13 protein-coding genes are annotated in these 12525 nt (G+C 32.6%); 8 read left to right on the top strand and 5 right to left on the bottom strand.

Annotated elements, in window-relative coordinates:
- Positions 1-13: 13 nt before the first annotated feature.
- The 7 genes from JN168_RS09070 to JN168_RS09040 all read left to right on the top strand — a co-directional run bounded on the left by JN168_RS09070 (position 14) and on the right by JN168_RS09040 (position 7025).
- Entirely contained in the window at positions 14-2671 is a 2658-nt protein-coding gene (locus tag JN168_RS09070) for a peptidase G2 autoproteolytic cleavage domain-containing protein (RefSeq protein WP_279525797.1), read from the top strand.
- Positions 2672-2684: 13 nt separating this feature from the next.
- Positions 2685-4172, top strand: a complete 1488-nt coding sequence (locus tag JN168_RS09065) for a BppU family phage baseplate upper protein (RefSeq protein ID WP_119472647.1) — start codon at positions 2685-2687, stop codon at positions 4170-4172.
- A 14-nt stretch (positions 4173-4186) separates the two neighbouring features.
- The gene (locus JN168_RS09060) at positions 4187-4576 is read left to right on the top strand and encodes a hypothetical protein (RefSeq protein WP_119472648.1); all 390 of its coding nucleotides are present in this window, start codon (positions 4187-4189) and stop codon (positions 4574-4576) included.
- Between the two features lies 1 nt (position 4577).
- A complete protein-coding gene (locus JN168_RS09055) occupies positions 4578-4727 on the top strand; it encodes an XkdX family protein (protein ID WP_279525796.1) in 150 nt (49 codons plus the stop codon).
- 37 nt (positions 4728-4764) lie between these two features.
- The gene (locus JN168_RS09050) at positions 4765-5136 is read left to right on the top strand and encodes a DUF2951 family protein (protein WP_232153929.1); all 372 of its coding nucleotides are present in this window, start codon (positions 4765-4767) and stop codon (positions 5134-5136) included.
- Positions 5137-5295: 159 nt separating this feature from the next.
- Positions 5296-5607: a phage holin gene (locus JN168_RS09045; protein WP_279526273.1), complete on the top strand. Its 312-nt coding sequence runs from the start codon at positions 5296-5298 to the stop codon at positions 5605-5607.
- A complete protein-coding gene (locus JN168_RS09040; RefSeq protein ID WP_279525795.1) occupies positions 5607-7025 on the top strand; it encodes an SH3 domain-containing protein in 1419 nt (472 codons plus the stop codon). Before JN168_RS09045 ends, JN168_RS09040 begins: the two co-directional genes overlap by 1 nt.
- 1035 nt (positions 7026-8060) lie before the next feature.
- Here the strand turns inward: JN168_RS09040 and JN168_RS09035 are convergent.
- Positions 8061-8657, bottom strand: coding sequence for a hypothetical protein (locus tag JN168_RS09035; RefSeq protein WP_279525794.1), 597 nt, complete (start codon positions 8655-8657; stop codon positions 8061-8063).
- 1147 nt (positions 8658-9804) lie between these two features.
- Between JN168_RS09035 and JN168_RS09030 the strand changes: the two genes are divergently transcribed.
- Entirely contained in the window at positions 9805-10254 is a 450-nt protein-coding gene (locus tag JN168_RS09030; RefSeq protein WP_279525793.1) for a hypothetical protein, read from the top strand.
- A 615-nt stretch (positions 10255-10869) separates the two neighbouring features.
- Here the strand turns inward: JN168_RS09030 and JN168_RS09025 are convergent.
- The 4 genes from JN168_RS09025 to JN168_RS09010 form a co-directional block, all read right to left on the bottom strand.
- A complete protein-coding gene (locus JN168_RS09025) occupies positions 10870-11064 on the bottom strand; it encodes a hypothetical protein (RefSeq protein WP_279525792.1) in 195 nt (64 codons plus the stop codon).
- Positions 11065-11087: 23 nt separating this feature from the next.
- Positions 11088-11360: a GlsB/YeaQ/YmgE family stress response membrane protein gene (locus JN168_RS09020; protein ID WP_279525791.1), complete on the bottom strand. Its 273-nt coding sequence runs from the start codon at positions 11358-11360 to the stop codon at positions 11088-11090.
- 121 nt (positions 11361-11481) lie between these two features.
- Positions 11482-11811, bottom strand: coding sequence for a hypothetical protein (locus tag JN168_RS09015; protein ID WP_279525790.1), 330 nt, complete (start codon positions 11809-11811; stop codon positions 11482-11484).
- A 162-nt stretch (positions 11812-11973) separates the two neighbouring features.
- Positions 11974-12216 (bottom strand): hypothetical protein, encoded by a 243-nt coding sequence (locus JN168_RS09010; protein ID WP_279525789.1) that lies wholly within the window; start codon positions 12214-12216, stop codon positions 11974-11976.
- Positions 12217-12525 lie beyond the last annotated feature (309 nt).

Genomic DNA, 12525 nt, shown 5'->3' with positions numbered 1-12525 from the left:
GGGTGATAGGAATATGAATTTACATTTGGATTATCCTATTGATATAGGTAGAGAATGGCGATACAAAACGATTGATAATTTCAAAATGCTAAGTAATTTCTATCAAGATATTACAAGTAACATGAAATATCATCGTACAGAAGAAAAACACGCACACCATGCAAGACAAATAGATTATGAAAATGTAAGTGTTGAAACTTTTCTAAATTATTTAAATGCAAAAGTAAGGGAATTAGTCATTGGTCATAATGGTGACGGTATAAACGAATTAAAAGATAGTAGAGTAGCGGTCGATGGTACACCATTTAATGTATTATCTGACCGTTTATTTTATGACTTTTCACGCATTGAGAAAAAACTTGATGAGAATTACGAGAAGTTAAATAAAAAGATTGAACGCATTGTTAATGTGAACGATTACGGTGCAGACCCAACAGGAGAAACAAACTCTGACGAAGCATTTAAAAAAGCATTAGGTTCGGGTAATGTTCATGTCCATATGACGGCGGGAACATACAAAATTAAGAATGGTATTAAGTTGCCGAGTAGGTCTATTCTTTCGGGTGAAGGTAAAGGTATTACCATTATTAAACTTGCAGATGACGCACCGAGAGAAACATTGGCAGTCACAAATAAAGATATGGATGGTACAGCTGAATATATTGGCACAAAAGGTTATTCAGTGGACGGTAATAAAGCAAGATTTGATGAAAAGAATGTGAGTCAGGGTATTCAATTCAATCATCCAGCTCCTAGTGGTGGTTCGTTATCATCTAACGTTAGATTTGCAGGCGTTAAGTATGGTTATATCGAAGATATTAAATCCATTGATGCTTTATTACATGGTTTCGATATTACTTATGCTAGTGACGATTACTATTACGGTGGTGACGGCGCAAGGGTTAATGAAGAATTAGAAAGTAAATTCATTCGTATTAATAATTGTGAATCAGTTGGTCATGGTGATGACGGTATTACAACGCATCACAGTAGATTTATCAATATTACGAATAACGTTTCACATGATCCTAAAAACTATCACGGTAATAGTAATGGTATTGAAATTGATGACGGCTCACAAAACGTTATGGTATCAAATAACATTACGTTTAATAACCAATGTGGTATTGAAATCAAAGCACATGAAACTTCATCAGCAGCATCTATGGTTGTGGTTGATGGACACATCTCACATAAAGACAACCGTTCATATGTAGCTAGACATATTGGTCATCATAGAGCAGCAACTGACCCTAAATCTAAAACGGCAAAAGATGTCACTTTTTCAAATATTGTCTCACTATTTCCATATAAAAACGAAGTATATCCAGGTTGGACACCTAGAGCCCTTTCAATCAGTGCTTACACAAATGTATCGGTCAATAACTTTACTGCTATTGGTGATGGTACATTTGATTCAACTAGTCCAGCTATTGCAGTTCAGTTTATGGCAGAAAATGTTCAGTTGAACAATATCAATATCAGAGGTTTCAAAAATGCAATTGCCGACATCAAAATTTACGGTGGTGCAAACAGACCGAAAAAAGTTACATTCAGTAATATTAATATTCATCATTCATCTAACAATATCGGTATTGCCGGTGGTGCAGGCGTTTATGACACCAAAATTATTGGTGCAAACTTAATCGGTAACGGTACAGGTAATGCAATTGAAATGTATAACACTACTACGACAATTATCGGTGTACAACATGAAGGTTATACAAACGGTGCAGTATTGTTTAAACAAGTTTACAAAGATGTACCGACTGCAGTACGCGGGGGATTTATGGGTGGCTCGACAGGGTCAGGTGCATTATCAAGACGTTCTGCAGTAATCGCTACAACAGGTGATTCATATGCACATTCTGACCGTTCTTGGTTATTAGGTGCAGGTATGAACTCACATGCTTGGGGTTCGCGTTCCGGTATCATCAATTCACTTGAGTCTAAAACAACACAAGGTAAATACGGTCAATTGATTGTTAATAGTCGAGGAGTAGAAGCGCTTGATAACTACGTAACGTTATGGGGATATAATGCCGATAGTATTTCACGTGCTAATACTTCAGTAGAAATACGAAGTGTATCAGGAAATATTAAATCAAAAGGTACAATTCAAGCCGGACAAAACTTTGGAGACTATGCAGAGTATTTTGAATCACAATCAGGTCAAGAAATACCGAATGGTTATATTGTAACGTTAGATGGTCGATATATTCGAAAGGCAAACTCAAATGATACACCTATTGGTGTTATTTCGGGCACTGCTGGTGTGGTATTAGGTGACCAAATGTTCCATCACAAAGATAAATATTTAAAAGATGAGTTCGGCGTAACACAAACGCAAATAGAGAAAAAAGAATGGCACGATGACGAAGGTAATTGGTATTCAGAAGAAATCGAAGTACCAATACTCAATCCAGACTTCAAAGAAAATGACGAAGAAGAATATCTATCACGCGGTGAACGTCCAGAATGGAATGTGGTTGGACTTGTGGGTCAAGTATTCACTCGGATTGATAACACGGTAGGGGTGAATGATTATATCAAACCTAATAAAGGGATTGGTACTAAAGATAATAACAATGGTTTCTATCGTGTGTTGGAAATCACTACACCATTTGATACTGAAAAAGGTTACGGCGTTGCCGTTTGCTTAATTAAATAATAGGAGTGATAAGATGACAAACGGAATAGACAAAAAAGCGTTATTCAAACTTGCATCTGAACCTTATTTAAAGCCAATATCTGATTTAGGGTTTGGCTTTTATAATTTAGATGAAAATACTGCAATATTAAGATTTCAATTGAGTAACGATAAGGGACCATTACTGATTAGTAAAAACAATTTAACTGCATATGCTTACTTTGAATCAACAAATGGTAGCGTATCAGATGTAATTGAATTAGAAATTGAAGATGAGTTTCAAGGCATTGTCACGATCACATTAGACAGTGCTTTTTTACATGCTTGTACAAACACAACGGTTACTGGTCAAGTTTACATTGGCGTTAATAATGTAGATGGCAATCCACAATATAATGAGGTTGCCGTATTTAGAGAATTTAAATTTGAAGTTGCAGACGCATTAATTAATAAAATTACTTCAACGACTAAAATTGAATATATTCGCATGTTTTCACAATTGAAACAACGTATTGAACAAGAAGTTAAGGACATCGAAGCAGCCATCGCTAACGGTGCCGATTATGTAGCAGAAATGAAAACAGTGTTACAACAAGGAAAAGACGCACTTAATAAGATTGTGGTTGATGGTAAAGCAGACATTAATACACTCATCACACAATCTAAGACAGATATAGATGGGACAGTTTCACAAAGTATTGAAGATATCACAACGCTATCTAATAATACGAAAACAGCTATACAAAACACTGCAGATACTGCCAATGAAAGTGTTAAAGCAACGAGTGACCAAGCTATCACACATGTTAATGCAAAAGTGGCAGAATTTAATAAAACGGTTGAAGATAATGGTTTCGTTACACCGGAACAGTTGGACACTAATGTTAATAGCCTTAATTGGCAAAAATATAAGTTAACAAATGATGATGGTAGTTACCAGGTTATTGCAATAGGTGATAATTTAGATAACTTATACAATTTGCCTGCAGGGAATTTCTATACAACATCTGTTCCAATTACTGGAGCAAGTTCGACAGCTGGTTTTACGACTGTTGAAAAACGTGAAAATGTTGTCAGAAAAATTACGTTTAGACCTTATAATTCTAAACAAGCATGGGTTAAACGGTTCTATAATACTTGGTCAGATTGGGAGCGTGTTGATAGTACATTAACCGACACAGGTTGGGTTGAATTTAACTTAATCAACGGTGCATCTACCAACACAGAATACAGTGATAGAAACGGCTTTAAATGTGCATATAGAACAATTGTAAATGGTAGTGTTACAGAACGTTGTTTGAGAATCAATGGATCTAACATTGTACCTGGTCAAACAATCGCAAACTTACCAAGTAACTTTTGTAAAAATGCCCAAACTTTCCCAGTTCGTATACCAACTAAATATGCAGGTGGCTACTTAGTTATCGAACCATCAGGTAACGTTAAATTTTATATCAATGGTGATTCTAGCGCGTGGATATCTACGGATTACGCTTACGGTGAAATGTCTTGGAAAGATTAGAGGGAGATGAGTTTATGAAAGTAGTTTATTTATACGATGGCACACCATATCTAGCTGAATTAAATGAAGAAGGTGAATATGATTACCCTAAGGAAGCATGGACGGAAACACCGCCACCTGAAGGAATATATGAACCTTTTTATTTTAATGGAAATGAATGGATTGGTAGTACAAAAGAAGAATGGGAAGCAAATAAGCCACCCTATGAACCTACAGCAATTCAAATGCAGCTAGCACAAACACAAATGCAATTAGCGAAAACAGTGGCACAAGTCCAAAAATCACAACAAGAATTAGCTAACTGTGTGTTGGAAGGTACGAAAAAGGATGAACGTATAAAAAAGTTAGAAGAGCAACAAGCACAAGCTATGTTGGAAATCGCTAAATTGAAAGGGGAAATATAATATGTATCCATCATTCAAATCTATCGAATGGTTTTACGATATCAACTGTTATACAAACGAGGACATTGCAACATACGTTCAATTAGGTTGTATCACTAAAGAACAATACAAAGAAATAACGGGTGAAGATTACCCAGAACCTCAAGCATAAACTTGGGGTTTTTATTTTGGAATAAGTAGGTGACAGAGTGAGTAGTGAAGGAAATCAAGATATTGAGCGTCGCGTCGGTATTTTGGAAGATAAAGACAGATATAACGACAAACGCTTAAGAAATATAGAAAACACAATGAAAGAAGATAGAAAAGAAATCAATGAGTCTATAGAAAAACTTCATAACTCATTAAAAGAAATTGAAAAAGGTCAACATACACAAGAAATAATTAATGTAAAAATGAATTACACATTAGATTCAATTAACCGAGAACGAGAAATTGAAAAGGAAAATCGAGAAGAAAATAAAAAGCAATTTCAACAACTTAAGTGGTTAATCATTGGGACTTTTTTCTCCATACTTAGTTCGTTAATATGGACATCTATTAAGATGTTGGTCGGTTGGTAACTTTGAAAGGAGTGATTATAATGCTTAACTTCTTAAATGAAACGTTAGTTTTCGGTGCAAGTTTTTGGGAATGTTTTTGGTTTGGGAAATGTAAATAATTAAATTCTAAAGGTCGGCGCATAGCGTCGGCTTTTTATTTTGGAGGTTAAATTTATGAAAATGACAATCGGTGCAGCAGTAAGATTTATCGTATTAATTTTAGCAATTATTAACCAATGGTTAGCGACTAAAAACATCAGTCCTATACCAGTAGATGAAGATAGTATCAGTTCAATCTTATTAACTATCGTAGCGTTATATACAGCTTATAAAGATAATCCAGTGACTAAAGAAGGTCATGAAGCAAATATTGAAATGAAACAAAAGAAACTTGATAAAAAGCAAGGGACAACACCAACAGTAGATGCGACGCAAGATAATAAAGATGGTAAAATTTTCCACGATAGTAAAGATAATGGGGGCATACAATAATGACGATTACAAAGACTAAAAAAGAAGCAGTCTCGTATCTCAAGTCATTAGAAGGAAAATATTTAGATTATGATGGTTGGTATGGAGCTCAATGTGTAGATTTGGCAAACTTCTACTGGTCTTATATTAGCAACGGTACATTAAAAGGTGAAGGTGCGAAAGACATACCGACAGATAATAATTTTGCTGGTTTAGCCACTGTGTACGAAAACACTGTTGATTTCAAAGCAGAGGAAGGCGATATTGTTGTATTCAACAGTAACTATGGAGCAGGATATGGTCATGTGGCTGTTGTATTAAACGGGAATTATGATGGTAACTATATGCAATTTGTATCATTAGATAACAATTGGCAAGGTGGAGGATGGACTTCTGGACCTGAACAAGGTGGGAAAGGTTGGGAAACTGCAACAAGAGTTGTACACAATTACGATTTCCCTATGTGGTTTATCCGTCCATTGTATAAAGGAACAAAACCTAATAAACCATCTAAACAAAAACCTAAGAAGTTGATATACAACCGTGATACAGTAGTAAGAGCAAGCATACTTGGTAAACGTGGATATAAGCCTAAAGGTATTGTATTACACAATGATGCAGGTAGTGGAACAGCTATGAACTATCACGATCAATTGGTTAATGCGAGTGAACAACGTCTTGAAGCTGGTATTGCACATTCATATATCAGTGGCAATCGTGTATGGCAAGCATTACCTGAAAGTTATATCGCGTGGCATACGGCAAATACTTATGGAAATAGAAATTACTACGGTATTGAAATTTGTCAGTCAATGAGTGCTAGCGATAAAGACTTTTTGGCGAATGAACAGGCAGCATTCCAAGAAGCAGCTAGACTGTTGAAGAAATGGAACCTTCCAGTTAATAGCGATACAGTTATCTTACACAATCAACTCTCTAGTACACAATGTCCTCATAGAAGTATGAAATTACATGTTGGATATTCTTCTAGTCAAATGGCACCGGATAGTGTTAAGAAGAAAACGAAAGACTACTTTATAAGCCAAATTAAAGCGTATTATAACGGTGAAATTCCAAAAGGTTCAACTGATAAAGGAAGTTCAAAACCAAGCTCTAAGGGTTCTACAAATGCCACAAACACGGATTGGAAACAAAACCAATACGGCACATGGTATAAAGTAGAGAGTGCAACATTTACGAATGGCAATCAACCAATTATCACAAGAGTTGGTTCTCCATTTACAACTGCACAATTCGGCTATAACTTCCAACCTGGCGGTTATGTGAATTATGATGAAGTATGCTTACAAGATGGTCATGTGTGGGTTGGTTATAACTGGAATGGATATCGTTACTATTTACCAATAAGAACATGGAACGGAGCAAGTCCAAATAGTTCGAGCTATGGATTAGGAGATTTATGGGGAGTGATTAGTTGAAATATAAAAAGTAAATTATATAAAAATTAAAGTAGACAACTTTAATATAAAGTATTATTATTGATTTACAGATATAACTATCTTTTTAGAGTAAGTCTTCAGACAGCTTACTCTTTATTTTATAACTAAGAAGTTTTATACCTTCTCATTTAAATATACTTGTAAAAATTACTTACCACTCTTCTGAGTGGTTTTTATTATTGTAAATTTTATTAAAATTTGATAGTATGTTTTTGTCTCTTTCATACCCGTTATTTTGAAAGAGCAGTCCTGTTAATATTTATCATTACAATTAGGGTGAGCAAACCCTGGAAAGCATCTCCTTTGAGGTGCTTTTTCATGTTTATTTTAGAATTTTATGGATAAATAAAAACTAGAAGTGAGTATATGATTAAAGATCTCCACTCCACTTCATCTAATATATTAAATTCTTGTTAGGAAGTTGCTACTTATAATGATATAGGTAGCGACTTTCTGTATTGAATAAAAATCAAAACTTTGATAATATATTTTTGTCTCTTTCCAGTAGAGATTGACTGACATTGTAATCTAAGTATAACGATCACCTCGTTAAACACTTAAATGGCGCTTCGGCGCCTTTTTTTATTTTATTATTGTAAACGCTTACTAAATAAGTTATAATTTATTTGCACGAAACGCTTATATTATTGTACGCCCACTCTTCGGAGTGGTTTTTTGTTTATAACATATAGAAATAATTTATATTTTTTGATAACATATATACATACTCGCTTTCAATGATGCAGACACATGTCCCGTGTCTGCTCTTTTTTATATTGAATATAGATATTTAATTTGGTAATATAAATATGCTCTAGTAAGAGCACTTCTACTATCACGTTTAATTATTCACTGCCATCCTTATGGGTGGTATTTTTTATGCAATAATTAAATTAGATATCATACTACACAGGGTAGGCACTTATGTGCTTGCCCTATTTTATTTTTTAAATGTGCTTGGGAAAGTGCGGTTATTTTTATACATAAAAAGACCTAGAAATTAATCTAGGTCTATTATTCTTCGTTTTTTTCTTTTACTTCTTGTTTATTAGGACTATTATCTTGCTGCGATTTTTGAGTTTGTGGTACCTCTAATTTTTGCTGTATTTCTTGTCTAGGTGCTTGCTGCACTTGTTGCTGATCTGCCGGATTGTTATTCTCTATCTTCTCATTGTCTTTCGTTTTGTTTAATTTGGTTTCAGAGTTATTGCCTGATACATTTTGGTCTTCAGTTGAATGAGTAGGAGCTTTGTGTTGTTGGTGATAAGCATTATCACCAGGTGTAATGCCATACTTGTCCATTAAATAATCATATCGGTCTTGTTGTTCTTTAGTTAAATAACTTCTAGTTTGAGTAAGTAAATAGCTATCGTATTCATCTTGGGTCATCTCACTTATTGACTTTGCTTTATTGTATCCTTCCTCGTTTGTATTATTAGAGTTTGTATCTGTATTGTGCGTAGTTTCTTCATCATTAGAATCTCGCTTCTCAACTTGCTTTTTTTCCCCAGTTATTTTTGGCACAGTTTTAGGATTATTATAAATGTATATCGCAGTTCCTAAAAGTGCAATTAACAATAGCGTAACTATCGCAAGAAAAAAGTTTTTCATTATTATGTATCTCCTTTTTAGTGTATGTAAATATAAAATATTAAACAGATAACTGTTTGATATATATTAAATTTATTATACTTTACGACTCAAGTCTATAGCGCATTTTAATTTAAAATTTTTCATTTACTTATACAATGTCTGTCTATCTTATTCATAAGATTACTTGTTAAATGATCATTATATATACACTTAAAAGAAGGTACTTAAAGTATCTGCTTTTTTATTTGGCTAGAACTATTATTTATGTCCGTTTTAAAATTGCGGTAAATATGATAATATACATTTTGTGTGGGAGAAGTTTTAGTCACATATACTTGTTTTCTTTTAAAATTGACATGGTCATCCTTAATATAAAGGATGAGAAGCAGCCGTTAATTCGACTGTTTTTTTATGTTTTAATTAAAATATTTAGGGTAGTAACTAAATAGCTAATTGAATTCTGTTATTATAAAATACACTCCTCTAAACAGGTGCATATAATGTGCCTGTTTTCTTATGTTTAAGTATTATGAAAGTGGTTATATACTAATAGGGAAGTCAGACCCATTTCTTCCCTACTTAATACTTTATAGTGATTGATCGCCTTTAGCAGCCATTAATTTGGTTGCTTTTTTATGTTTAAATATAATGAAAGTGGTTATATATAAGTAGCCTGGTAATGGCAATTCCTTATACAATAATTTTCATGATGATAAGCCTTTATAGCAGCCATTAATTTGGCTGTTTTTTTATGTTTAAATGCTATTTAAAAAGGTATATGTCATGCGAGTTATTTTATAACTCAACTCCCATGACATGAGATTTTTCCCTGAGCAGCCATTAATTTGGCTGTTTTAATGTTTATTTTCAAGGTATAAGGATATATAATTACTACACACTTTCTAATCTCTAACGATAATAATTTTGTTTTTTTAACCATGCTTGGGAAGGCATGGTTATTTTTATGTTTAAAATATGAAGTATTTGGTAAATTATAAATAGTTCTCTGTATTGATGATGAAGTCTATTATGCAACCGTGTAACAGCGGTTGTTTTTTATTTAAAATTAAACTCCAATCACTTCAATACTCGATACAAAACTGTATTGAGTAAAGTATATGTTTCTAGTAATATTAAGATGATAAAAGTGAAAGGAATAAAAATCATGAAAATATTTTTTGGGACAATATTTACACTTATATTTATAGGCTTAGCATGTTTTGCAGGATATTTCGCATATGATCTTTACTTTAATGACCACACACAAAGTGATTCACAGAGTTCTAAAGATGTACAACAATCACAAGAAGAATCATATCAAAATAATGATGATAATGTTGCACAATCTACTGAAAATACTGATGATAATGAGAGTACACAACAAAATGGTGTTGTAAATAATGGGAAACCAGGCCGTGTTAATAATTTACATGACACTCAAAAAGCCTATGCTCTTATGAGCGTACCACGTCAAGATTTACCTGATGACCAAAAAGTTATTTATGATGGTGTTATATCCACTGCAATGCAGAATATAAATAATGGCGTTGGTAATGCAGAAGACTATAAAATCAAAGAAATATATGACGGTATACAAAGCGTTCAACCTAAATAGAAAGTTAATACATATCTAAGAGTATTTTTACCACCCATACATGTTACTGGGTGGTTTTTTAATAATTAAAATCTATAAGTGATATTTAATGTACTTTTTATATAATAGTGTTATAGTGTAAATGTACCAATTTTCCCCAAGACTTAATTGGTACAAAATCAGTTTCCATGCTGTGTGTTATGGGGGCAGGCTACTAATCCATGAGCTTGCCCCTTAATTTTAGTATGGGCATTCTATATCATCTCGAGGGGTGGGCGCAATTTCTGTGCCTACTTCTTTTAATTATTAGTTTGAAATTATTTAGAAGGGGAATATGTTAACTAATAGTGAAAGAGAGTTATAATTAGTTTTTGATTTATTTGAAGCTGCCCTATAATTGGGAAGTGTACATAGAAATCAAATTTTAAATTCCGTGCTAGCAAAAACCTAAGCTTAACCTTACAAAAAGCTCATATCTCAGGACTACGGTTAGGGGAACCATACAAATTCCGTGTATACAAAAAACTTATCAATAGTTACCAAGCCTTTTTAGGTAAGTAACAATGTTGGCTACTCTTAAGATTACGGTTTAGAAGAGGACACCCGTCAATTTGGCGGGTGTATTTTATTGCATTTTCAAATATTTTTCTTAGAAGTATTGAAAAATTCTGATAAATCTTGATTGTTTTCTTTAGTCCCTTTAGTTTCGTTGTTTTCAATTTTTTTAATTTTATCCGAAGTTAAATCTGTATCTTTATAAATAGACTTTAAACGTTTCGATAATTCGAATGTATTTAATCCTATTTCTTTTCTACATTTTTCTAGGCTCATTTTATACCAACTTCCTTAATTTTTTATTTAGAATGATGCTTCTCTTTCTTTTTTTTACGAAAAATCAATATTAATGAAATAATAGTAATGCAAATGATAGATCCAACTAATGCAGGTGATATGGCTATGCCTAAGACACTTGGTCCAAAACGAGGTAAAAACTCATATCCAAGTGCAGCGCCTATGCAACTTGCAATAATGCAACCTGCCACACTATCAGGAACTTCATAATTTAAAATTTTCCCTACTAAGCCGCCTATAATTCCACATATAATAAGAATTGCTAAAAAGTTCATACAATCTCCCCTTTATATAAAACAAGAAGCATCTTTATTAATTTTTCGAGTGTTATAATAAAAATTTAAAATTTTATCCGATGATATGAAATATTAGCTAAATGAATTTGAGGTATTATTTTTATGAAAAGGAAATATGGTAATCTAATTCAATTCTAATTTCATCTAATTTATATATATAATGTTCATAAGGATCTTTGGAGTATTCTTGCCATTTTAAGCCTGATTTATCTATAGCTCTATTTATAGTTATGCAGTATTGTTTAAAATAACTAGCGCCCATATTTTTATAATCTAAGTTATCAATATATATTAATCTATCAAATAACTTGCCTTTTAAAATTAAAGCTTTGCTGAAATTTTTCTCTTTCATAGCTATTTCTGTTAGTTCTAACATTATATCTATATCTTCTAAAAGCTCTTTCTTTGACGAATATTCAATTTTAAACATAATCTGGCCCTCCTTTAATAAAGATATGTATATTATTAGGTGAGGGGTTTATATATAATTAAAAGGATTACATTTAACTATAAGTGTAAAATTACAATAAAGCAATTTATTTGCATTCCAAGAATACGCAAAAACCCACCTAAATGAATAGGTGGGTTTTTGCTATTTAGATTTTCTGGTTAACACTTCCGAGCCTGCCACTCCTATAATCATAATTAATAATGGAAGTAAAGAATAAATGACGTCACTATTTAGGAATCCTATTTCATTGCCACTTATTTTGACATAAACAAACAAACCAAACTTGATTAAAAGTAACAATAATCCAATTACCACCAGAATATCAAAACATTTTTTTGTTTTAGGGTATTTCAACCCTTTATTACTTGAATATTTATATTTCACGAAAAAATCACTCCTTTTATATTTATAACATAAATTTAAATATTGCATTATAAACAAAATGGTTTTGAATATATAATTAAAAGTGTGATATATAATGTTGTTTTTAATTCTATAGCATTCTATTTATAAAAACCACCTAAATGAATGGGTGGGTGTTTTAATAAGCGGACGATAAACGGACAACAAAATCGTTTAAACGCTATAAAATAGGCGTTTGGAAAAGTCCTCCGTTTCCGTAAGATAGATAATTCCCGTTAAGTTGACGTAATTAAACGTTGATTTAACGGGTTTTTTGTTGTGTTTGGATAA

This window comes from Staphylococcus gallinarum (assembly GCF_029774255.1).
GTDB lineage: Bacteria > Bacillota > Bacilli > Staphylococcales > Staphylococcaceae > Staphylococcus > Staphylococcus gallinarum.
This window is presented reverse-complemented; position numbering and strand designations above follow the sequence as displayed.

What these genes read in the sequence shown, in the direction of transcription:
- JN168_RS09070 (WP_279525797.1), top strand. Translation starts at nt 14, where the DNA reads ATGAATTTACATTTGGATTATCCTATTGATATAGGTAGAGAATGGCGA.
- JN168_RS09065 (WP_119472647.1), top strand. Translation starts at nt 2,685, where the DNA reads ATGACAAACGGAATAGACAAAAAAGCGTTATTCAAACTTGCATCTGAA.
- JN168_RS09060 (WP_119472648.1), top strand. Translation starts at nt 4,187, where the DNA reads ATGAAAGTAGTTTATTTATACGATGGCACACCATATCTAGCTGAATTA.
- JN168_RS09055 (WP_279525796.1), top strand. Translation starts at nt 4,578, where the DNA reads ATGTATCCATCATTCAAATCTATCGAATGGTTTTACGATATCAACTGT.
- JN168_RS09045 (WP_279526273.1), top strand. Translation starts at nt 5,296, where the DNA reads ATGACAATCGGTGCAGCAGTAAGATTTATCGTATTAATTTTAGCAATT.
- JN168_RS09040 (WP_279525795.1), top strand. Translation starts at nt 5,607, where the DNA reads ATGACGATTACAAAGACTAAAAAAGAAGCAGTCTCGTATCTCAAGTCA.
- JN168_RS09035 (WP_279525794.1), bottom strand. Translation starts at nt 8,657, where the DNA reads ATGAAAAACTTTTTTCTTGCGATAGTTACGCTATTGTTAATTGCACTT.
- JN168_RS09030 (WP_279525793.1), top strand. Translation starts at nt 9,805, where the DNA reads ATGAAAATATTTTTTGGGACAATATTTACACTTATATTTATAGGCTTA.
- JN168_RS09025 (WP_279525792.1), bottom strand. Translation starts at nt 11,064, where the DNA reads ATGAGCCTAGAAAAATGTAGAAAAGAAATAGGATTAAATACATTCGAA.
- JN168_RS09020 (WP_279525791.1), bottom strand. Translation starts at nt 11,360, where the DNA reads ATGAACTTTTTAGCAATTCTTATTATATGTGGAATTATAGGCGGCTTA.
- JN168_RS09015 (WP_279525790.1), bottom strand. Translation starts at nt 11,811, where the DNA reads ATGTTTAAAATTGAATATTCGTCAAAGAAAGAGCTTTTAGAAGATATA.